At 32.2% G+C, this 23,939-nt stretch carries 21 protein-coding genes; 2 read left to right on the plus strand and 19 right to left on the minus strand.

Going from position 1 to position 23,939, the window contains the following annotated elements:
* Positions 1–6 precede the first annotated feature (6 nt).
* A complete protein-coding gene (locus IPJ23_03265; GenBank protein ID MBK7629729.1) occupies positions 7–1,059 on the plus strand; it encodes a hypothetical protein in 1,053 nt (350 codons plus the stop codon).
* Between the two features lie 62 nt (positions 1,060–1,121).
* On the opposite strand, the gene IPJ23_03270 is transcribed toward IPJ23_03265, so the two are convergent.
* The 15 genes from IPJ23_03270 to IPJ23_03340 all read right to left on the minus strand — a co-directional run bounded on the left by IPJ23_03270 (position 1,122) and on the right by IPJ23_03340 (position 16,165).
* Positions 1,122–2,438, minus strand: a complete 1,317-nt coding sequence (locus IPJ23_03270; protein ID MBK7629730.1) for a nodulation protein NfeD — start codon at positions 2,436–2,438, stop codon at positions 1,122–1,124.
* A gap of 103 nt (positions 2,439–2,541) precedes the next feature.
* Positions 2,542–3,738, minus strand: a complete 1,197-nt coding sequence (locus IPJ23_03275) for a bifunctional 3,4-dihydroxy-2-butanone-4-phosphate synthase/GTP cyclohydrolase II (protein ID MBK7629731.1) — start codon at positions 3,736–3,738, stop codon at positions 2,542–2,544.
* Positions 3,739–3,755: 17 nt separating this feature from the next.
* The gene (gene yajC / locus IPJ23_03280) at positions 3,756–4,043 is read right to left on the minus strand and encodes a preprotein translocase subunit YajC (protein ID MBK7629732.1); all 288 of its coding nucleotides are present in this window, start codon (positions 4,041–4,043) and stop codon (positions 3,756–3,758) included.
* Between the two features lie 38 nt (positions 4,044–4,081).
* Positions 4,082–5,215 (minus strand): tRNA guanosine(34) transglycosylase Tgt, encoded by a 1,134-nt coding sequence (gene tgt, locus IPJ23_03285; GenBank protein MBK7629733.1) that lies wholly within the window; start codon positions 5,213–5,215, stop codon positions 4,082–4,084.
* 79 nt (positions 5,216–5,294) lie between these two features.
* A complete protein-coding gene (locus IPJ23_03290) occupies positions 5,295–5,708 on the minus strand; it encodes a thiol-disulfide oxidoreductase DCC family protein (protein MBK7629734.1) in 414 nt (137 codons plus the stop codon).
* The gene (locus IPJ23_03295; protein MBK7629735.1) at positions 5,692–6,927 is read right to left on the minus strand and encodes an HlyC/CorC family transporter; all 1,236 of its coding nucleotides are present in this window, start codon (positions 6,925–6,927) and stop codon (positions 5,692–5,694) included. The genes IPJ23_03290 and IPJ23_03295 overlap by 17 nt, the downstream gene beginning before the upstream one ends.
* The gene (locus tag IPJ23_03300; protein MBK7629736.1) at positions 6,927–7,343 is read right to left on the minus strand and encodes a hypothetical protein; all 417 of its coding nucleotides are present in this window, start codon (positions 7,341–7,343) and stop codon (positions 6,927–6,929) included. Before IPJ23_03300 ends, IPJ23_03295 begins: the two co-directional genes overlap by 1 nt.
* 48 nt (positions 7,344–7,391) lie before the next feature.
* Positions 7,392–8,270 (minus strand): decaprenyl-phosphate phosphoribosyltransferase, encoded by an 879-nt coding sequence (locus IPJ23_03305; protein MBK7629737.1) that lies wholly within the window; start codon positions 8,268–8,270, stop codon positions 7,392–7,394.
* Positions 8,270–9,925, minus strand: coding sequence for a methylmalonyl-CoA mutase family protein (locus IPJ23_03310; GenBank protein ID MBK7629738.1), 1,656 nt, complete (start codon positions 9,923–9,925; stop codon positions 8,270–8,272). The genes IPJ23_03305 and IPJ23_03310 overlap by 1 nt, the downstream gene beginning before the upstream one ends.
* Positions 9,926–9,969: 44 nt before the next feature.
* Positions 9,970–11,811, minus strand: a complete 1,842-nt coding sequence (gene mutL / locus IPJ23_03315; protein ID MBK7629739.1) for a DNA mismatch repair endonuclease MutL — start codon at positions 11,809–11,811, stop codon at positions 9,970–9,972.
* Positions 11,811–12,293 carry a dihydrofolate reductase gene (locus tag IPJ23_03320; protein ID MBK7629740.1) on the minus strand — a complete coding sequence of 161 codons (483 nt, stop codon included), beginning with the start codon at positions 12,291–12,293 and terminating at the stop codon, positions 11,811–11,813. Before IPJ23_03320 ends, mutL begins: the two co-directional genes overlap by 1 nt.
* Positions 12,290–13,177 (minus strand): thymidylate synthase, encoded by an 888-nt coding sequence (gene thyA, locus IPJ23_03325; GenBank protein ID MBK7629741.1) that lies wholly within the window; start codon positions 13,175–13,177, stop codon positions 12,290–12,292. Before thyA ends, IPJ23_03320 begins: the two co-directional genes overlap by 4 nt.
* Positions 13,178–13,254: 77 nt before the next feature.
* The gene (locus IPJ23_03330) at positions 13,255–14,385 is read right to left on the minus strand and encodes a glycerate kinase (GenBank protein ID MBK7629742.1); all 1,131 of its coding nucleotides are present in this window, start codon (positions 14,383–14,385) and stop codon (positions 13,255–13,257) included.
* Between the two features lie 6 nt (positions 14,386–14,391).
* Entirely contained in the window at positions 14,392–15,405 is a 1,014-nt protein-coding gene (locus IPJ23_03335) for a lipopolysaccharide heptosyltransferase family protein (GenBank protein ID MBK7629743.1), read from the minus strand.
* Between the two features lie 4 nt (positions 15,406–15,409).
* Positions 15,410–16,165 carry a glycosyltransferase family 2 protein gene (locus tag IPJ23_03340; protein ID MBK7629744.1) on the minus strand — a complete coding sequence of 252 codons (756 nt, stop codon included), beginning with the start codon at positions 16,163–16,165 and terminating at the stop codon, positions 15,410–15,412.
* Between the two features lie 56 nt (positions 16,166–16,221).
* Here IPJ23_03340 and IPJ23_03345 point away from each other — a divergent pair, with 56 nt between their 5' ends.
* Complete coding sequence (locus tag IPJ23_03345; GenBank protein MBK7629745.1) at positions 16,222–17,358, plus strand: glycosyltransferase; 1,137 nt, start codon at positions 16,222–16,224, stop codon at positions 17,356–17,358.
* Here IPJ23_03345 and IPJ23_03350 read toward each other — a convergent pair.
* From IPJ23_03350 to IPJ23_03365, 4 genes are all read right to left on the minus strand, one after another.
* Positions 17,350–18,432 carry a glycosyltransferase gene (locus tag IPJ23_03350; protein MBK7629746.1) on the minus strand — a complete coding sequence of 361 codons (1,083 nt, stop codon included), beginning with the start codon at positions 18,430–18,432 and terminating at the stop codon, positions 17,350–17,352. The genes IPJ23_03345 and IPJ23_03350 overlap by 9 nt on opposite strands.
* Positions 18,433–18,525: 93 nt before the next feature.
* A complete protein-coding gene (locus IPJ23_03355; GenBank protein ID MBK7629747.1) occupies positions 18,526–19,497 on the minus strand; it encodes a GNAT family N-acetyltransferase in 972 nt (323 codons plus the stop codon).
* Positions 19,498–19,628: 131 nt separating this feature from the next.
* Complete coding sequence (locus tag IPJ23_03360; protein MBK7629748.1) at positions 19,629–21,146, minus strand: T9SS type A sorting domain-containing protein; 1,518 nt, start codon at positions 21,144–21,146, stop codon at positions 19,629–19,631.
* A gap of 169 nt (positions 21,147–21,315) precedes the next feature.
* Positions 21,316–23,859 (minus strand): hypothetical protein, encoded by a 2,544-nt coding sequence (locus IPJ23_03365; GenBank protein ID MBK7629749.1) that lies wholly within the window; start codon positions 23,857–23,859, stop codon positions 21,316–21,318.
* Positions 23,860–23,939: the final 80 nt, after the last annotated feature.

Genomic DNA, 23,939 nt, shown 5'->3' on the forward strand with positions numbered 1-23,939 from the left:
GAAAAAATGTTAAAATACTTATTAGTGCTCATCACATTTAGTTTAATTGTAATTGGTTGTAATGAGAAAAAGAATGAACCAGAAAATAAAACATCAGATAAAGATAAATATTCTTTTGATTCAACTGATTTAAAAACAGATGGAGTTGATAATTCAGGTAAACCATTTTTAATGAAATATAAATTTACTAAAGGTGACAAAGTTCTTTATCGTCTTACTACTATCGCGAATAACACTCAGACAATCACGATGGATACATCAATGTCAACAAGTGTAAATCAAAAAATTGTTTATATAATTAATTTAGATGTTAAAGATGTTGATGAAGAAGGATCAACTGAAGCTGACATAAAAATTAATTTTTTAAAACTTGAAGCATCTGCAAATGGAGAATTTTTCAATTTTGAAGCGGGTAAAGATGTGGATTCTGTTAAGATACATCAATTTGCTGAGTACCAATCACTATATAATAATCCATTTAGTGTTCGCTTTAATACCAAAGGTGAGATATTAGAAGTTTATAAGGCTGATAAAATTTCTAACAAATATCTTGAACTAAAAGGAGCTGGCGATACTATCTCTATTAATGATAGAAATTCGATCCGACAGGAAATTATTAACGGCGTCCTTACACCGCTGTTAACTCAAATAGTTAGGAAACTTTCCGATAAAGAAGTTTACACAGATTCATCCTGGCAGATACAGCAAGCACCTGTTCCATTGATGGTTTATCAAATTAATTACACGAATACATATAAACTTGAGAATGTTGAAAAATTAGATGGCAATCGTGTTGCTGTTATTGATGCTGGAATTGATTTTAAATACTCAGGCCAATCAAAAGTAAACCAGGGTGGAATTTCTTATTCATTTCAAAAACCAATTTCCATTGCGGAAGGGAAATTTTATTTCAATGTTGATAAAGGAATTCAGATTAAATCACGCACAAAAACTCGTTTAGAAATATCTTATTCTATGGAAGCCAATACACCCCAAGGCAAACAAAAAGGTACCCGTCGTGACGTTATAAGCAATACAAATATTTTAGAGTTACTTTAATAATTTCTAAAACCAAAAAGCCGGTATAAGCCGGCTTTTTTTGAACTAGTATAAAAATGATTTTAACTAATATTTCCCTTTACCGCAGTAACAACAACTTTAATTCCTTCAACTCGTAAGACTTTAATCTTTACATCTTTATCTATGTATTCAGAATCAGCAACGACATCAATTCTTCTTCCATTTATTTCTGCTGTGCCGCCTGGTCTTAGAGTTGTAAATGCGATCCCAGTTTTACCAATCAAATCTTTTTCAGATTGATATGAAACAAATCCGTGTTCAGCCTTTTCAGATTCTGATAATACAAGTTTATTAAATGCTCTTGATTTTGGCAAAAACCTAACAAGAAAAAACATTCCAAGTAATGCAAAAAGCATAGAACCGGATAATTGAATAATTGCTAGCGATACAGCATTCATATCAATAAATGGTTCAGTTCCAAGCAACGATAAGAATATTGAAGCAAAAATTAGAACGATTCCCGAAATGCCTGCAACACCAAATCCGGGAATAATAAAAATCTCAGCTAATAATAATCCCAAACCAATTACGAAAAGTAATATTTCTAATATAGAAGCTAGCTGTAAAATATATGCTGATCCAAAAAACAAAATTAATGCGATAAGTCCAACCGTTCCTCCAACTCCCCAACCTGGGGTTTTAATCTCTGCCATCAATCCAAAAAATCCAATCATAATAAGTATTGATGAAACAATAGCATTGTTAAGAAACTTTACCACATCTTCTGCCCAGTTAGCAGTTACTACAACCTCTTTAGCACTCTTTAATCCGAAATAATTTAAGGCAGCCTTAAAATCAACAACTACTGTATCAGCAATTTTGTACTTTAAAGCTTCTTCAGATGTAAGTGTAATTAACTTTGTACTATCCACTAGACCAGGGATTTCAACTCTTTCATCAACCATACCTTCAGCAATATCAGTTCTTCTTCCATTTCGTTCCGCAGTAGAACGCATTTCTGAACGCATGTAGGATTGATATTTCTCTCCAACTTTCTGTCCTGATTGGTCAACCACAGTTGCGGCCCCGATTGAACTACCCGGAACCATCACAATTTTATTACACGACAATGCAATTAATGCTCCGGCAGAAATTGCACGATTGTTAATAAACGCTATTGTTAGAATTTTACTTGATATAATTGCATCTTTAATTTGTGTTGCCGCGTCAACTCTGCCACCAAACGTATTAATTTTAAATATTATTGCATCGGCTTTATTTTGTTCTGCTTCGGAAATTACACGAGAAATGTATGGTGCTAAACCTAAATCGATTTCACTGTCAATGTATGCCACATAAACAGTCTTTTGCTGAGCGAATGAGGTTAATACAAAAAGGAGTGCAATTATAAATTTCATTTTATCTTCTCATTTTAATTTTCAAAAGAATTGAATAATTCTTAGTTGAAAATAATGAAATTCAGATTGAGCGGAAAGAGCGGAATAAATGTGAGCCCAAGTACTACTGCAAAATAATATGACCCAACTTATCACGTTTTGTCTTTAAATATTTTTCGTTGTTTGTGTTTGGTAAAATTTCAATTGGAATTCGTTCAATAATTTCAAGTCCGTAGCCATTTAAACCAATAACCTTTTTAGGATTGTTTGTAAGAAGATTTATTTTTTTTATTCCTAGATTTAGTAAAATTTGTGCGCCAATTCCATAATCTCTTAAATCAGCTTTAAAGCCAAGTTCTTCGTTTGCTTCTACAGTGTCTTTGCCTTCATCCTGCAAATGGTAAGCTTTAATTTTATTCTCAAGTCCAATTCCTCTTCCTTCCTGCCGCATATAAACTAATGCACCGGAACCATTTTGTTCAATCAAATCAAGTGCACGATTTAACTGATCGTGGCAATCGCATCTTAACGAGTGGAAGACATCGCCTGTTAAACACTCTGAGTGCATACGAACAAGAAATGGTTTTTCAGAATCAGGTTCACCCTTAACCAAGGCAACTTGTTTTTTCTTATCTAAAAGATTTTTATAAAGATGGAGCTTGAACTTACCATGATCAGTTGGAAAATCTATTTCTGAAATTTTTTCAATTAGATTTTCATTTTTAATTCTATACTTAATCAATTCCTGAACAGTAAATATTTTAAGATTAAACTTTTTCGCTATCGCAATCAACTCGGGTACGCGAGCCATCTCCCCATCTTCTTTTAATATCTCACACAAAACACCAGCAGGATTTAAATTTGCAAGATTACATAAATCAACAGCGGCTTCAGTATGCCCTGCTCTTCTTAAAACACCTTCTTCAAATGAGCGCAACGGAAAAATGTGACCCGGTTTTGCAAAATCATTCGATGTGGATTTTGGATCAATAAGCTTTTTGATTGTATGTGCTCGATCTGCTGCAGAAATTCCTGTAGTTGTTCCTTCAATAGCATCAACGGTAACAGTGAATTGGGTTCCATGTAAAGCTGAGTTTGATTCAACCATTAGCGGAAGGTTTAATTCGTCTAAACGTTTTCCATTAATAGCAACACACAGCATTCCTCTGCCGTGTGTTACCATAAAATTTACAATATCCGGAGTAACATATTCAGCCGCACAAATAAAATCGCCTTCATTCTCACGGTCTTCATCATCAACAACGATAATGACTTTACCGTTCTTTATTTCATCAATAGCTTCTTCAGTACTGCAAAACATAAATAAAATCTCTTAATTTATTTTACTACGCTGCCAATTCCAGAGCGTTCAATTTTAATTTTAACATTAGGAGCAATTTCGATAAGAACAGTTTTTTCTTCAATTCCAACTATAGTAGCATGAACGCCACTGCTTGTAATTATTTTATCGCCCTTTTCAATATTAGAAAGCAGTTTTTCTCTCTCTTTTGCTCGCTTTTGTTGAGGTCTAATAATCATAAAATAAAAGATAGCGAATATTGCACCAAACATTATTACAGTGCTGATTAAACTTCCGCCACCGCCTTCTCCACCTTGTGGCGCCATTGCTAATAATATATCCAATTTATTTTCTCCTTTTGATTTTAATTTTTAATTGATATTTCATTTACAGTTTTATTTTTCCATTCAAGAAAATTTCCATCAATAATAAATTTTCTTGCTTGAGTTACTAATTCAAGATAAAAATACAAATTATGTATCGATGCAAGTTCGAGAGCAAGAATCTCTTCAGCGATGAATAAATGTCTTAAATAAGCACGCGTATAATTTCTACAAGTATAACACCCGCAATTTTCATCTAATGGAACAAATTCATTTTTATACTTTGCATTCCGCATTGAAAGTGTTCCGTTCCATGTAAATACATTGGCATTACGTGCATTGCGTGTTGGCATAACACAATCAAACATATCAACACCACGAGCAATTGATTCCAAAATATTTTCAGGTTTACCAACACCCATTAAATATCTTGGTCTATCTTGAGGCATAAAATCAGTCGTAAAATTAACAAGCTCATACATTTGCTCCATCGGTTCACCAACAGCCAGCCCGCCAATTGCATAACCATCAAAATCTAATTTCAATAAATCATTTACAGATTTTTCCCGCAAGTCTTTATATATCGATCCTTGAATTATGCCAAACTGATATTGTTTGTGTCCAAATATTGGTTTAGATTTTTCAAAAGCTTCTTTATTTAAAACAGCCCAATTACTAGTAAGTTGAACAGAATTTTTTGCATAATCATAATCACACGGATATGGTGCACACTCGTCAAGAACCATCATAATGTCTGAACCAATGCTTCGCTGAATTCCAATTACCTTTTCAGGTGTAAAAAAATGTTTTGATCCATCTAAATGAGATCTGAATTCAACTCCATCAGATTTAAGTTTTCTAAGTTCAGATAAACTAAAAACCTGATAACCGCCGCTATCGGTTAAAATTGGCTTTTGCCAATTCATAAATTTATGAAGTCCGCCGGCCGCTTCAAGAATTTCAGTTCCTGGTCTTAAATACAAATGATAAGTATTTGAAAGAACAATTTGTGCTTTTATTTCATCCGCAAGATAACTTTGATTTACGGCTTTAACGGTACCTTGTGTGCCAACAGGCATAAATATTGGAGTTTCAACTTTTCCGTGATCTGTTTCAAACCATCCCGCGCGTGCTTTACAATTCGTATCTTTTGAATCAATATTAAGCTTTAACAATATGCCTTTTACTCTAATTTTTGTGAGGCAAATTTAACCTAAAATAATGTTTATCCCAATTAGGATATTGTTGAATAGGTTAGAGAAATTTACTTTTTTCTTCTTTTGTCGGGATTCGGCAAGATTCTTTTTTTCCAAAAATCTTATACCTATTCCTCGCAATAAAATTATAAAAAAAATCTGTGAATACAACTGGTAAGTATTTTAGTGGAAAAAGTATTTTAATCAGACCGTTTAGGTGCTTTAATATTTCAAACGCAGCAGTTGATTTTTTATAAATGTTGTTTTCAGAGATCAGAATAAAAGAATCAAAGTCATCCTTTGGTAGATCAAATTTATCAATCAGTTCTTTACCTTTTTCTGATTGAAGAGCAGCAAATTTAAAGAAATTTTGTTTATCACGATCGATAATAAAATTAACCCAGTAGTTGCATAAATTACAAACGCCATCAAATAATATTATTTTTAAATCCGCATTATTGGTTGCTGTCATCAGACTTATAAATCAGTTTAATTAAATCAATCCTAACATTATCAGCTCGAATAACTAAAATAGAATAATTGTTAATAGTAAGTGTTTCATTTGGTTTTGGAATGTGACCAATACTATCAATTATAAATCCTGCAATAGTCTCATAATTTCCTGTAGGGATTTCGAGCTTAAACTTATCATTCAAATGATCTATTTCAACCTTGCCGCTTATTATAAACGAATCTTTAGAAATTTTTCTGCAAATTACTTCATCAACATCATACTCATCTTTAATATCACCAAATAATTCCTCAATTATATCTTCCATAGTAACGATGCCTGCAGTGCCTCCAAACTCATCGATTACCACTGCTATCGAATCATTATTAGTTAGAAACTCATTTAATATTTCTAAACTTTTTTTAGTCTCCGGATAAAATTGAGTATTACGAATAATATCTTTAATCTGTTTCGGAGTGCTGAACAAATCTTTTGCTAAGATAAACCCTTTTATATTATCAAGATCATCTTCATATATAATAACTTTTGAGTAACCTGATTCAATAAATAAATCCACAGCATTTGAGACAGAATCATTAATAGACATTCCAGTAATTTCTGTTCTCGGACGCATTGCCTCATAAACCTTCTGTTCACTAAAATCAAAAACTTTTGAGATGAAAGAACTTTCTTCATCCTTTGCTAAACTGGTTGAGTGAACTTCATCAACAAGAATTTTCATATCTTCTTTATCAAACAGATGAGCAATGTTTTCAGCAGAATCTTTTTTACTTTCGGTGAGCATTTTTGAAAGTTGTGTAGTAAGCTTTATAAACGGATATAAAATTATTGAAAGCAATCGCAGAGGGATTGATACTATTAACAATAGGGAATCAGCACTTTCTCTTGCAATATATTTTGGAATCAATTCGCCAAATACTAACGTAATTACAGAAACAAATAAAAGTATTTTGTAATCACTCCACCCAAACTCACTTGCCAATATTATCGTTGAAATTGATGCAAAAGCGATATTAATAATATTATTGCCGATTAAAATTGTTGAGTAAAACTTTTGCGGATCCTTTACGAAGTAAAACGCAGATTGAGCAGCGATATTTTTTTTTCTGGCTCTTACTTCAATTTTGAGTTTGTTCGCCACTATATAAGCCATCTCGGTGCTGGAAAAGTAAGCACTAAATAAAATCAACACTACTAAAAATATAAAATCCTGAAACATCAATAAGCTCGTGTTACATAAATATTGTTTTTTATTTTCTCAATTGAACTGCCATCAAAATCATATATCAACTTAACTTCTATCTTTTCAACTGTTCTAATCATCTCATTTAATTTTAAACCCGGTTGGATGTTGAATCTATATTTTATTTTTTTGATGTTCTCTCCAGCATGTGATTCATTACTAAAATCAGCAGAACTTATTTCATAAATAATTTTGTTTTCAGAATAAACTGTAATTTTTGAAAGTGATAGATTAATATTTTCAGTTCCATCAAATTCATACTCGCCAGATAAATGAAAAGAACCTGGACCGCCAGGCATTAGATTTATCCATGCCTGCATATCAATAATATCTATTTGCTTTTCAATTTTATTCTTTTGGACCTGAGAATTTGAACATGATATGAATATCAAAAAACTTATGCTGAATAAAATTTTTATTTTGATTCGATTCATTTAAGCTTAAAATATTTTGTAAACAATTAATACAGTGGTAGCGATATAAAGAATTACAGTTAAAATCATTGAAGTATCAGTTAACATTATTTGAGTCGTATTTTCACCTTTTTGATTTAGATATTCTAAATACATAAATCTAAAAATTCCAAAAACAACAAACGGCGTTGTAAAGATTAAATTTTCAGTACCAAATACCGAAACAGTTCTTGCGGATACCGTGTAAAGCGCATAACAAATAATAACACCAGCAGCAGCTACAGTTGCCATTTGATTTGTAAATGTAAGTGAGTACTCCGCCAACACTTTTCTTGTTGGAGTTTTTTCTAATTCAGTAATTTGTTCAAGTTCAGAGTGCCGTTTCATTACTCCAAGAAACAATGAAATAAACATTGTAGTTAAAATCAGCCAACTTGAAACAGGAACATTAATAATTGCAGCACCGCCTAAAACCCTGAGCGTAAATCCGGCGGCGATACTGAACACGTCTAATATTACAATATGTTTAAAATAGAGTGAGTATAAAATATTCAAAAAAATAAAACTTGCTAGAAAATAAATAAATTCGCTTGGTGAAAGGAATGAAAGTACAACCAATAAAATAAATATTACAATTGCAGTTATCCATGCCAATTGTTTTGAAATTTTTCCTGATGGTAACGGTCTATATTTTTTTTGTGGATGAACAGCATCTGCTTTTATATCTATAATATCATTTATGATATAAATAAAGCTTGATGCAAGACAGAATATTACGAATGCCTGTATTGTGGAAATAAAATAATTCTCTTCAAAAAGATGAAGTGAAAACATTAATGGCACAAAGACAAAGAGATTTTTTATCCACTGTGGAACACGCAATAATTGGATATAATCTTTAAACATTAGAAAACTGCTGTTTCTTCATAAGTACCGAACACTTCTTTTAACTCCCCAATCATTTCTCCTAATGTAACATAATTATGAGAGGCTTTTAAAAATTCCGGCATTAAATTTCTTCCATCAACAGCGGCCGATTTAATCGAAGCTAAGCTAGCTTCAACTTCTTTGTGATTTCTGCTTTGTCTTAATTCCGCTAATCTTTTTACCTGCTGTTTTTGAACTTCAGGAGATACGGTTAAGATAGGAATATCAACTTTTTCATTCTCCTCAATAAATTCATTTACGCCTACAATAAATTTTTCTTTACGCTCAACTTCTTTTTGATAACGGTAAGCTGCATCAGCAATTTCTTTTTGGAAGTAACCTGTTTCGATTGCGGCTACTACTCCACCCAACGAATCTATTTGATCAAAAATTGCATTAGCTTCTTTTTCCATTTTATCAGTTAACGCTTCAACAAAATAACTGCCACCTAACGGATCAACAGAATTTATAACTCCGGTTTCATAAGCTATAAGCTGTTGAGTTCTTAAGGCAATCTTAACAGCTTTTTCACTTGGTAAAGCTAAAGTTTCATCCATAGAATTTGTGTGGAGCGATTGTGTCCCGCCGAGCACACCTGCTAATGCCTGAAATGCGGTACGCACAATATTATTTTCCGGCTGCTGTGCGGTTAAAGTACAGCCTGCGGTTTGTGTGTGAAATCTTAACCACCAGGAGCGTGGATTTTTTGCCCCGTATCTTTCTTTCATTCGCTTTGCATAAATTTTTCTTGCTGCTCTAAATTTTGCAATCTCTTCAAAAAAATCTAAATGAGAATTGAAGAAAAAAGAAATGCGTGGTGCAAATTCATCAACATCCATTCCACGTTCAATGCATGCTTCAATGTATGCAAAACCATCAGCAAGCGTGTATGCAAGTTCTTGTACTGATGTTGAACCGGCTTCACGAATATGATATCCGCTAACTGAAACAGGATTCCATTGCGGAACTTCATTTTTGCAATATTCAATCATATCTACAATAATTCGCATTGAAGGTGTTGGAGGATATATAAATTCTTTTTGTGCTATATACTCTTTTAATATATCATTCTGTAGTGTGCCACGTAAATTATTAAAATCAACACCCTGCTTCTGTGCAACTGCAAGATAAAAGGCAAATATCATAGCAGCGGGTGAATTGATAGTCATCGAAGTTGAAACTTTATCCAGCGGGATTTTATCAAACAAAATTTCCATATCCTGCAAAGAAGAAATTGCAACACCGCAAATTCCAACTTCGCCATCACTGATTGGTGCATCTGCATCCCATCCCATTAAAGTCGGCAGATCAAATGCAACTGACAAACCTGTTTGTCCGTGATTTAACAAGTAATGGAATCGCTCATTTGTATCCTCAGGCGAGCCAAATCCGGCAAACTGACGCATCGTCCAAAGCTTACCGCGGTAACCGTTTGAATGAATACCGCGTGTGTATGGATATTCACCAGGAAAACCGATTTCACTTAAATAATTAATATTCTCAACGTCATCGGGACCATAAAATGGTTTTATGTCCTGCCCGCTAACAGTTGTAAATTTCATTCCATTTGTTTTAGCAGATTTAGCTTTTTCATCATAACTTTTTCTTTGTTTTAGATATTCTAAATCAGACATAGGCTCCCTTTAATTATTTAATTAAAAATGATTTCACAATATTTTTATGTTCTTCCAAATCTTCTATCAAACTCTTCCAAAGATATTTTGATTACAATTGGTCTGCCGTGAGGACAAACATAAGGCATTGAAGTTGCAAATAACTGATCAATTAATAACCGCATTTCTTTTTCAGATAACTTATCACCGGCTTTAATGGCTGCTTTACACGAATACGATTTTGCAATATTATCTTTTTCTTCTAACTGCTTCTCGGTTTGATTAGTAACATATTCAGAAACAAACTCGCGTAATATTTTTTCTTCAGATCCGTTTTTAATATCATCAGGAACACCCTCAATCATCAAATAGCTTTTAGGAAGATATTTTAATTTGAACCCAAGTTTTGTTATAACCGGATTCAACTCTTTTAATATTTCATAACTGGCAACATCAAACTGAATCTTTAACGGGAAAAGTAATTGCTGAATAAAAGGCATGTTAGCATCTAATCTTGATAACACTTTTTCATAAAGTATTCTTTCGTGCGCAACATGCTGATCAATTATCATCAGTCCGCTTTTGATCTGAGATAATATATATTTGTTATGAAGTTGAATCAAAAAAGACGTTTCAATTTCTGTTGAAGCTGAATGTTCAATCTGTTTATCAAATTTATTTTCAGCAGTTTCATAACTTGATCCTGAATTCGAATCCGAACTTGGCAATATATTTTTTGTTAACGAACTAAAAACTAAATCAATATCTTCATCAGTTACCGCAGTACGCTCACGCCTTTCTCGACTACTAAAATCAGGTCTATCCGAAAAATCATTTTGCTTAATATTGGTAAATGCATTGAAAGATAATTTTTCAGTTTGCTGAGTTGAGTTTTCAAACGACATTGTTGGAACTAAATCATGACTGCCAATGCTTTTGCGAACAACTGATAAAACAAAGTTGTAAATATCTTTTTCATCATCAAATTTTACTTCAAGTTTTGATGGATGAATATTCACATCAACTTTTTTTGGATCCAATGTTACGAACAATATAAAAAACGGGTAATCACCTTTTTCCAAAATATTTTCAAAGGCAGTAAAAACAGCGTGATTAATATTTTTATTTATCACAAATCGTTTATTAAGAAATAAAAACTGTTCCCCTTTGCTCTTTTTAAATATTGACGGTTTCCCAATGTAGCCTTTAAGCGAAAGATAATCGGTTTCTTGTGTAACTGGAATAAGCGCATCCATCATATTATCTGCAAAAATCTGATCGATTCGTTCTTTCAGAGATCCTTTTTTATAATCAAAGACTAAGTTATCTGAATTGTAAAACTTAAAAGATATTTCCGGATGTGCCAAAGCGATTCTGTTAAATGTATCTATAATATGTTTTAACTCAGTGCTGTCGGATTTTAAAAATTTTCTTCGGGCTGGAATATTATAAAAAATATTTTTTACAGATACGCAGGTTCCTTTTTGAGTTGAAATTTTTTCGGTGGTGATTTCATTTTCGCTTTCAACTTTTAATAAAGTACCTATTTCACTTTCACGAGTTTCGGTTTTAATTTCAAGCTGGCATACTGAAGCGATTGAACTTAGAGCTTCACCGCGAAAGCCAAGCGTTTTAATCGATTCAAGATCTTCCATTGATGAAATTTTACTTGTTGCATGTTTATGAATAGATAAAACAACTTCTTCTTCAGTCATTCCTGTTCCATTATCACAAACCTGAATAAGCGACTTGCCTGCTTGTTTAACTATCAATTCTATTGATGTTGCATTGGCATCGACAGCATTTTCTAAAAGTTCTTTTACAACAGATTCCGGTCTTTGAACTACTTCACCCGCTGCTATTTTACTTGCAAGATTATCGGATAATATTTTAATTCTTGATTGCATTAATTCTTTCTTACGTATCTATATATTTCAAACAATTCGTGATCATTTATTTTTTCAATATTCCATTCATCGTAATTAATTTTGGGAAATTTAACTTCCCCTTCCGCTTCAAATTTCATGAAAGTGATTATCATTTCATCTACAAATAAAATTGCCTGCTTATATATTTCACCACCGCCTATTATAAATATTTTTTCCGGTTTAACTGATTTGCAATACTCAGCAGCCTGGTCAATTGATGTTTTAATCACAACATCATCAAAACTTGTTTTGTAAGATTTATTTCGAGTTACAACAATATTCAATCTGCCTTTTAACGGCTTGCCAAGAGTTTCAAAAGTTTTTCTTCCCATAATAATCGGGAAGCCTAAAGTAGTATTTTTAAAATGCTGAAACTCTTCTTTAACGTGCCAGGACATTTCTCCGTTTGCTTTACCAATCACACCATTTTTTGCAATCGCAACTATGATACTAATGATCAAACCGCAACCTCAAATTTTATTTTGTCTTGAAAATTATAAGCAATAAGCTCAAAATCTTCAAACATTAATTCATCAATTGGTTTCTTTGCGATTTTTAGTTTTGGCAATGGTAAAGGACTACGGGTAAGCTGTAATTTTAATCCTTCAAGATGATCATACTTTTCCATTGCTGAACCTTTTTTAGCATAATAAATATGCGCATCAACAATCGTGTGAGCAAATGAACCAAGCTCTAAATTAGTTTCTTGTGCTATAATTTGAGTTAACATTGAATACGCAGCAAGGTTGAATGGAATTCCCAAAGCTATATCGCCGGAACGCTGTGTTAAATGACAATTTAATTTTCCATCATTAACATTAAAAGTAAAAGTATAATGACAAGGCGGCAATTTGCTAATCACAGCATTTGCCGGATGCCAAGCAGAAATAACCAGCCTTCTGGAATTAGGATTATTTTTAATTTCATTTATTACCCAGCCAACTTGATCAAAAGTCAACGAACCATTTTTTTCACGATGAACAAACGGATTTTTTTCATCAACAAAAACTTCTCCATCCAATATAGCATTTGATTCCGGAACAGGAAATCTTCTCCAGAATCTTCCGTATGCGGTTTGCAATCGTCCATCCTCATCTGCCCATGCATCCCAAATTTTTGTGTGCTGTCTTAAATTTCTGATATGATTTTCACCGGATAGATACCATAGAACTTCTTTCAACAATGATTTCCATTCAACTTTTTTTGTGGTTAAAAGTGGAAAACCTTTTTGTAAATCAACCTTATAAAAAGCTCCAAAATATGAGATTGTATCAATTCCCGTTCGCGATTTTTTATGAGTTCCTTCATCAATAACAAGTTTAACCAGATCGAGATATTCTTTCATCCAAATTATCCTGTATTTCTTAGAATAGATTATAATTTTTGTGTGAATTTACTAAAAAAAGATGAAGAGGTAAAAGGCTATTTATTAAGATAATTAAGCACAATTTGGACAGTTTTGCTTAATCCGTCGTGATAATTTTTGATAGATAATTCATTTGAGGAATAAAAATCGGTTAAATTAATTATATGAACATTTTTGGGGAGAATAATATCCAAAGAAAGATTAGTTGATCCATTAATCAAAAATATCGGAATATTCCGTTTTGAAAACAAATTAAGAATTATTCCAGAACCTTTACCCTCAAAAGATTGATTGTCAAAACTTCCCTCACCTGTTATAACTGCATCAATATTATAGAGTTTTAAATCTTTTAATATTTTTGTTTCAATAAAATCTTTAGCTTTAATTATTTGAGCATCTAAAAATATATTCAACCCAGCTGCTAAACCTCCTCCAGCTCCGTTTAGTTTTTGGGGAAAGATATTTTTTTTATCATCGGAAATTATTTTTAAAATATTTTTGATTCCGGATTTAATAATCTTTAATTCAGCATCTGAAGCACCTTTTTGTTTTCCATAAATTTCAATTGCACCCGGATTATCAATTAAATCTGTATCAACATCAACAATACACTTTACTTGAAATGGAAGTTTAATAATTTTATTTTCGATTTTATTGATATTAATAAAATGAAGTGGGTTCGGTTCAATGGGATTTTCCAGAATATCAAAAAAACTCAATCCAAGTTTTGATAGTGCGCCAATTCCAAAATCGATAGTTGATGTGCCGCCAATTCCTATCCAAACTATTTCAATTTCATACTTTTTTGCATTAACATCTTTGGCAAGATTTAATATTATCTCCCCAAGTATTTCAGTATTTAGTTTTAAAGGTTTTCTTTTTTTTAATGGCATAACTTTTAGACCAAACAACTCTGCCGACTCAATAAAAACGGTTTTATCTTTCTCATCATACAAGACACTAAAATCTTTTACTGTGTTATTATTCTTATCGTAAAGATTATAAACTATTTTTTTTACATTCGAAAAGGATTGGATAACATTTAAAAACCCATCACCGCCGTCTGAAATTGGTTTTTGTAATATTTTATGTGAAGTGTTTTTGTGAAAGTTTTGGCAAATAATTTCAGAAATTTCAACTGAGTTTGCACATTCCTTAAAACTATTCGGAGCGATAAGAATATTCATCATGAATCATCTTTTTAAGAATTGATCAACTCTTTTTGCAATCTCTTCTCCGGTTAATCCGCCTTCTTTTGAATAGTCGCATTTCTTAGGATCAATTGGACATTGTGTATCGCAGTAACTTTGTTCTGGAAGGACTATTTCAGATTTATTTCCAAGTGGTCCCCATAATTGTGATGAACATACTGAAATTGGGCAGAAAACTGATAATGTTGGAATTTGTAATGCTGCACAAATATGCATTGGTCCCGTACTGTTAGAAATCAGTAAATCCAGAATTGAAAATTTGATAATATCTTTTCTTAAGCTTTCTCCATTAAATATATATTGTACTCCAGGCAAATTCTGTAATTCTTTTGGCGGATTAAAATCTGTAATTAGCACTAAATAATTGGTGTTCCGTCTTAATATTACAATCAAATCAAGATAACTTTTTACAGAGAGATTTGGAGCTGAGTTTCCACTTGTTGTATGAATACCGATGAGAATCTGATTATTACTTTTTAATTTATTTTTTAATGCAGAAGCTTGAGCTTTTTCATCGTAACTTAAAAATATTTCAGGACGTAATTCCTGTACTTTAATTCCAATATTTCTAACCATATCCAAGCTGTAATCGGCTTCGTGTCTTAATGGAATATATTTTTTTCTATCAACATATTTTGAAAAAGTTAAAAACTGGTAAAGCTTATGTCCAACTCCAACTCTGTGTTTAATTCCGCAAAAAAAGAGTACATAATTTAATTTTTCATTCGAAAGCAGCATAAATCCGTGAGAAAATTTGTAGCCTCTTATCTCCCGTACTAATTCCCAGAAACCTTTCTCAGTTTTATCAGAATGATCATAAGTAACAATTGCATCCACATGTGGATTATTCAGATAAATATCTTTTGTGTAACGCTTAACTAGAACTGCGACAAAACTATCAGGGTGCTTTTTTTTGATTTCTCGTGGTAGAGGAGTAGATAAAACAACATCTCCAATTCTGTCAATTCTTGCAATAAGAAATCTTAACTGCTTCATTGAATTAAGATTTTCTATTCTTTTTTATTTCCATAATCTTCAACTGAACTTGAAGTTTAGTAACCATATGCATATACGATATGATTATTCCATGAATTCCATCTAAAAAACCTCTTCGAATAATAAAATGATGTAAAAAATAAAAAGCCGGACTGATTAAAAGTGTAAATAAGTTAACAGTTTTCTTATCAACTTTTTCATTTGCTTCGAGCGTGGAGTAGTTATTAATCTTTGTAAAAGCATCATTTAAATTTTTATAAGAATAATGTGCAAAACTATTTTTGAGGTTAGCTAAACTTCCATTAACAATAAACTTTTCGTGAACCATTCTTTCTGATAATTTAGCTTCAGATTTTTTAAATAATCTTAACTGCATATCATTGCCCCAGCCACAGCCACGAATCAATTTGTCTAAAAAATAATTATCTCTTTTAATGTAATAACCACTATATAGGTTTAAATCGAGTCCTAGGATTTCCTTCGAAAGTTCTTCAGATACGCGTTCATCAGCATCAATACTTAATACCCAATCATTTGTTGCCAAAGATAATGCATAAGTTTTTTGTGATGAATATCCGCTCCATTTTCTAATAAACACTTTATCTGTAAAATCTTTTGCAATTTCAACAGTTTTATCTGTGCTTTCAGAATCAACAACAATTATTTCATCTGCCCATTGCACACTTTTTAAGCAATCTTTAATATTATTTTCTTCATTACCTGTAATAATGATCGCAGATATTTTATTTTGTGTGTACATAAATTTTGATTTATTCTATTGTTGTTTCAAATTTAATAAAATTAAGAGTAAAACATTTGAAAAATAAACGAATATGTTTGGTAACATCAGGTCATCCACCTTTTGATGAACGAATATTCTGGAAATTTGGCAAGTCTGTAAAGGATGCTGGATATTCAGTTTCAATCTTCTGTTCCACTCAACAAATTGATAAAACCATTGATGGAATTGTAATTAAAGGTTTTGATGGTATATCGTATTTGAAAAAACAAAAGATAAATGAGTTTTATAATTATTTGAATCAATTCAAACCCGATTTAGTTGTTTGTTCAGAAATGCTTCCTGTTTTTGCTGCATTAAAGTTTAAAAAACAAAATCCGACCATTAAAATCATTCTTGATATCACCGAATGGTTTCCGGAAAATGTTGCTTTTAAGTTTAAGGGAATCCAGCGGTTGATAAAATATTTTCAATTGATTATTCCATATATATACATTCTACAAAAAGTGGATCATCTAATAATTGGAGAAGTTTCTAAAAAGAAACGATATGATTTTCTTGCTGCATCAAAACCTAAAACTATAATTGGGTATTATCCGATTGTTAAATTCTATAATTATAAAAAGCCTGATTTATCAAAAGATGAAATTGTTTTTGGATATGCCGGCGTTATCACTTATGAACGCGGAATTGTAAATCTTTTAGATGCTTCAATTGCAATTGCAAATAAATATCCGCAAAAGAAAATTAAACTTTTACTTTTTGGGAAATTCACATTTCAAAATGAGCAAGAAGATTTCAAATCAAGAATTTCTTCAGCAAATAATATTGATGTTGAAATTGCTGACTGGACAGATTATGATAAAATGAGTGCGGTTATTGAGAGAATGGATATTTGTTTTGATTTACGTGAAAGAAATTTTATTTACAGTAATTCCCTTCCGATAAAATTATTTGAATACATGGCTTGCGGTAAACCATTTATTTTTTCTGAAATAAATCCTATAAAAAATGAGCTTGATTTTCAAAATTTCGGTCAGTTAGTTAATCCAAAGAATGAATTAGAGATTGTTAAAGCTATAGAAAAATATTTAACTAATCCGGAATTACTGAATCGACATTCTTTGAGCGCAAGAAAATTAATTGAAGGAAATATAAACTGGGAAAATGAATCGAAGAAGTTGATAGAGTTGGTTAACCAGATTTTAAGTTGAAATAATTCCTTTTTCACGATAGAGTTTCATTAGATTTTCATTCACACTTTCAAAACTGTGATACTTTTTTACCCAATCAATTCCTTTTTTACCATTTTCAATTCTGAGTTTTTCATTATCTGTCAATTCAGTTAATACTTTGTACAATTCATCAAAATTATTAGCAACCATAAACGGATTTTCAGGCAACCAATCAGCATACTCTTTTGTCATATTAGTAATAGTTGGAATGCCCATTGCAAGGGTTTCAAGACCAGCTTTGCCGTATCCTGTTCCACCCATTGTTCCTCCAACCTGATCAATCGAAATGTCACATTCACTTTTTATTTCAAGAAGCTTTTGTCTTTTAACATTTTCCATCAAAAGAAATTCTATGTTTCTTTCTTTTTTGATTTTTTCGATTACAGAAATTATTAGTTCGGTTCCTTTATATTTTCTGTTAGTTGGCGAGTGAACAATTTTTAAAACATCACTTGTTCGTTCTTTCTTTTTAGGCAGTTCAGAAACATCATAAGGATAGAACAAATACTTTAAATCTTTTTTTAGAGATAAATGATCAAATTCGCTTGTGAGATTTAAATCGGAAATTTCATCAAGTTCTTTTATCAGACCACGAATTCTTAAATCACTTCCGTAATAACAGCAGACAATTTTCTTTCCCGCTCTTTTCCATTTTAACGCCTGTCTTGAATCACGATAAAAATCTAATCCGCCGTCGTAATGAATAATATCAAAATCATTTAGAGAATATTCTGAAATGGCATTTTCTATTTTTGGCTGGATTAAAAAATCATAAAACTTGTAATAAGTTTTTTCAAAAATATTTTTTGATTCAAAATAGTGAGCAGTCGATCTTCCTTCAACTTCAAGCGATTGAACTTTTTGCTTTCTTAAAATTTTAGCTAATGTTTGATTTGGAAGAGGCAGGTTTAAACAAATATCTTCTTGAAAAACTCTTTCGTTTTTATGCAAAGTTACAATTCGGGATTTATCGCCACAAGCATTGTGCATCTTATAAAAATCATAAGGCACACCAGCAAAATTTAGTGGAGCGATGTGAAGAATTTTTAGCATTTTAATATTTTATCCGCTATTAAAATATTTAAAAGATGATATCTTTTCCTAAAGATGTCATCTTTTGTTCTAGATATGATATAATTCAAATAATTAAATGTCTTTGTAAAATGTATCTCTAAAAATGCCGCGTGCACCAAAATTTTCCTTAAATCTACCCAAACCCCAATTCGGTTCCATTATCACAGTAAAAATTCCAAAATCTAAAAACTTAAATCCTTCTGCCTGATATCGTTTCATTATTTCATAAAACAATAAATTAACAGGACGGTATTCCTGGAATTTTTCATCGTGGCTAATGTAAAATGCAAGTACAACATTTTTATTTACTGAAAAGTTACAAACGCCTGCAAGCATTTCGTTGTTTAAAAAAGCTCCCCACAATCTAACTTTTAATGGAAAAAGATTTTTTACTTTTTTTAATTCCTCTAAAGTGTGTGCGGGATTTACACCGTGTCTTAACTTCAAATTCTTTTTTAAGATTTCGTAGTATTCATCAAATCTTTCAGTCTCAACAATTTCAACTCCCTTTTTAAGAGCTTTTTTAGTAGCTGTTCTTGCTTCTGCACGATAAGTGTTTAATAATTGATCGGGTTCAAAATCCAACTGAACAACGCTTGATACTTCTCTTTTTAAATATTGAAATCCATTTCTGACTAAAGCAAAATCAAGATAGTTGGAATATTTTGTTTGATAAATTATCGGAGCCAAAGTTAATTGTATGCGATCTGCTTTTACAGATTTAGCAAGCTCAAGCATCATATCAACAAGATCGTGAGCTTCTTTAAAATTTAACTCGCTGTTGTAAACAAATCCGCCGTAAGAAGCGCCCGGATGTGATGATAAAATTTTCTTTCCATTTCTTTCAATTAATGCGGCTGTAAAAATGGAATGAAGTTTTCCATCCTTGGTTACACAGATTGATTTATCTTTAAATTTATTTTTATCGTGATAAGCAAGAAATCTTCTTTTGCTGAACATTGTCCCATTGTCTGATTGCTCAACAAATTCATCCCATACTTCCGAAGTAATTTTTTTATTATCGAATTGAAAGTAGTCTAACATAATTGTTTCTGTTTAATATGAATTTATTTTAATGGCTTAAAAATAAGATTATGTGGAAAGATATGAAACAAATAAACCCGGTTTCTGATGGAAATCGGGTTTATAAAAAAAGTATTACTTGTTTATCCGGTCTATTTTAGAAGCAGCATTTTCTTACTTTCAGTATATCCATTTATCTGTAAAGTGTAAATATAAACTCCGCTTGGTAAGTTAGCTGCATTAAACTCAACTGCAAAGTTGCCAGCTACTTTAGTTTCATTAACAAGGGTTGCAACTTCACTTCCTAAAATATCATAAACTTTTAGGCTAACTAATCCAGCATCTTTAACTGCAAAGTTTATTATTGTGCTTGGGTTAAATGGATTTGGATAGTTTTGATATAATGCAAAATCCAACGGTTGAGTAATTACTTCAACTTCTGCAGAGTAAGAAAATGTTCCATTAAAATCTATCTGTTTTAATCTATAGTAAAGTTTATCAGAGTTTAGTTCTGAAATATCATCTTCATAAAAATATGAGGTTGGTTCTGCTTTAGTTCCTTTACCTGTTCTAAAGCCAATTGTTATCCAATCAGAGTTTTCAAACTTTCTTTGAATCTCAAATCCCTGATTGTTTAACTCTGTTGCTGTTTGCCAATTTATTTGAACTTTGTTAAGACTATGGGAGGCAATGAAGGAAGTTAGTTCTACCGGAAGCTCACCAGTGAAAACACCAATCCCATTGGTCGTACAAGCATATAAAACACCCTCATCGCTAAAATAAATTGACTTGATGCCCCCGAGTAATCCTATTAGATTAAGTTTTTGCCAATAATTACCAGCATCTAATGATCGGTAAATCCCATCATAAGTAAAGCACAGAAGAATGTTTCCTGGGGTAATAATTATTTTTTTGGTATTCTTATTAATTAATCCATTATTAATAATTATAAGAGTATCTCCTTCATTATAGGATTTGTAAATACCGGAGGGACTTATATAAGCACCATTATTTTCAGCAGCCAAATACATTGTATCTTGAAAAAAATAAATATTATTAAAATAAACTCCACTATTTATTCTTTCCCAATAGGCACCATTATCTGTTGTTCGCCATAATAATTTTAATTCAATTACAATTCCACCTGAAGTATGATAATAGGATGAGAAAAATATTGAATTTGAAGAATTTTGAGTTATACCCAATATTCTATCTACACTCTGCATCGAGGCAAATGTACCAAGAGTATCCCAATTGTTACCATTATCCTCAGATTTGAGTATATAGTTATACCAATATTTAGCCGCGATCACTATATCATTATTTGAAGAAATATCAAAATTAACAATCAATAAATCTGAATTAGAATTAAAACAGTTTAGCCAATTTATTCCATCATCTGAAGATTTATATAATTCGCCTGAGTTAAAGTAGATATTCCCTAAATTATCTTTTTTAATCTTATTAATATTGAGATTATTAAAAGTCGAATCCCATGTAGTTCCGTTATCTGTCGAAATATATAATCCAGTATTAGTTGCAGCTAACATTTTTCCAGAAGAAGAAATTATTAAATCATTTACATTCGAGGGACTATTAATCATCAGCCACTGAGAAAAGGAAGTTTGGAGAGGAATTAAACTTAAAACCAAAAAAATTAATATATTCATTAATTCCTCCCTTAAAACATTTGAAAGAATATTACTTTTCAAAATTTGTAAAAAGTACATTGAAAAGCAACAAAAAAGGCACGATTGCTCGTGCCTTGAATTGAAAAATAACTTCACACTTCTTCCCTCGACTACGCTCGGGATGACAGCTCAGTGCAACAAATAAACTCTATTTCATCAATATCATTTTTTTTGTAGCAGTAAAATTCTTCCCATCTTTTCCAACAGCATTCATTGTGTAATAGTAAATTCCGCTTGAAAGGTTTGAGCCTTCAAAATTTACTTCGTGAACACCACCGGATAAATCACTGTTTAGAATTTCACTAACTTTTTGTCCGATTGAATTAAACAAATCAATTCTAACTTTTGAATCAACAGGCAACTGGAATTTAATTGTCGTACTTGGATTAAATGGATTTGGATGATTTTGATTTAGTACAAATTGTTTTGGTAATCCAACATCAACTAAAACAACATTTAAGTATTCAAATGTTCCATCAAAATCTGTTTGTTTAAGTCTGTAATAATATTTACCTGATTCAATTTCAGTATCAACATAATTATAATTTGATATTTCAGTTGTAGTTCCCTTACCCTTTACAAATGCAATCTGAGTAAAGTTTTCTTCATCTCTGCCGCGTTCAATGGTAAAACCTGAGTTGTTAATTTCTGTAGCAGTCGTCCAATTAAGCACAACACCTGCGTCAGTGGTTTGAGCAGTAAAAGAAACTAATTCAACCGGCACAGCTTCTTCGATCGTAAAATTAACATTCGAAAGATCAAAGAAAATGTTTCCGACAGCTTCAACTTTAATTCTTGCTGTTGTTGATGGTGTGTTTGGAATTGTTACAGATTCACTGCCATCGTTTGGAGTACTTGCAACTAAAGTTGTTGGAAAAGTTTGTCCGCCATCGGTGGAAAGTAGAATTTTAACATTAGCACAATTAACGGGGGCAATATCTGTATTTGACACATTCCAGGTTACAGTTTGTGAAGATTCACCACCCCAGGTAACATTTGTATTTGGAGATGTAACCGTAAATGGTCCAGAATTTCCATCAACATTAAACTGCATTTGAGCATAATTAACACCTCCGCCGCCAAGTTTATTATCTCTTGCTGTTAATCTAAAATTTAAAACTCTTGTATAGGTTGGAAGAATTTCACCTATAACAGTAGTATTGTTTAATAAGTTTAGAAGTCTTGGAAAATATCTTGTAGGCGATGTTGTTGGATTCCAGCTTCTAAAAATTGGAGCGTTGCCTGAAGGAGTTCCCGGCGCGCCAGCTGGACCTAAATCATACTCTTCCCAACAATATGTTAACGGATCACTATTTGGATCAGTTGCAGAACCAGTTAGAGCAAATGGTGTACTTTTCGGAATATAAAATCCACCTGTTGGAACAGTGACAGTTGGGGCACCATTGCCAGTATTAGTAATTACAGGACAACTATTTCCGCTTCCAAAATTTGTATAAGCAACAATTTCATCAAAGTTAACAACGTGAAAATATGCATCGCTGTTGTTTTGCAGGTTTTGCGGTGAACAAATTCCTGCATAAGCCATAATTGTAGAACCGCTGCCGGGTTCATAAGCGGTGGAGGCATTTCTATTCCCACCGCTACAAGAACCGGAACTACCGTTAAAAGAATGATTACCACTGTACTGATGCCCCATTTCGTGAGCAACATAATCGATATCAAACGGATCGCCAACTGGTGCACCAGAGCCGGTAACTCCACCGGCTTTTGATCCGTTTATGCATATAACACCAAGATAAGCAACACCGCCGCCGCCAGTGCTAAATACGTGTCCAATATCATAATTTGCTGAACCAATACGCGCATCAACGGTTGTTTGATTTTGCCCAAGCATTGCGCTGCCGTTTGTATTACTGTATGGATCAGTCGAAGCATTTGTAAATATCAAAGTATCATTATTTGCAACAAGTACCATTCTTACTGCAACTTCTTTTTCATAAACTCCGTTAACACGATTGACTGAAGTAACCACAGCGGCTAGAGCCAATGGCACTGTTCCGCCAAAAAAAGCTGCATATTCACCTGTGCATGCAACTGCTAGTCTGTAAGTTCTTAATTGCGGACCGGTTGGAGTAAGCAGCATTGATTCTTTTAGATAGTTTAATTCCTGCTGCCTGTTCTCATCTGAGATAACTTCACATTCAAAAGTCTTTGAAGGATTAGAAAAATCTTTTGTGTAGTATGAAATAAAGTTTTCAGTATCTCTAAGTGCATAAGGATCGATAAATACATTGCCATTTGGTGATAATATCATTGCGTGAAATCCAAGTGGTGTTAAATCAAATCTTACAACTGCATATGGATCATCAATTCCTTTTCCCATATAGGTTTTAATTTCTGGATATTTTGCAGCAAGTCCGGGCGCCATAATTGGGGATTCAACAATATCAAATCTTTGCATAGTACCATCAGGAATTGGAAGGTAGAGCTTTAAAGATTTTGTTTTTGACGCTTCAGTAAATTCTAATGGTGCATTTGATAGAAACGATTTCATTCCTTCTACGTCAAGTTTGATCGATCTGAATTGTTGCGGAATAATGTAACGTTCTCCAGCAGTAACAATTTGTGAGGCATCAACATCCTGCCAAAGGTTTTGCGAATTTACTTGAGCAAAAATAAACTGTGAAGAAATTAGAAAAGTGAATGTAAGAATCCTGAAAAGATTACTCATACTTGCCTCTTAAATGATTATGAAAGTTATTTAAATAATTAGTTATTGATTATCTGATATGAAGCTAAATAATTGTGATA

Source organism: Ignavibacteriales bacterium (assembly GCA_016709765.1).
GTDB lineage: Bacteria > Bacteroidota > Ignavibacteria > Ignavibacteriales > Ignavibacteriaceae > IGN3.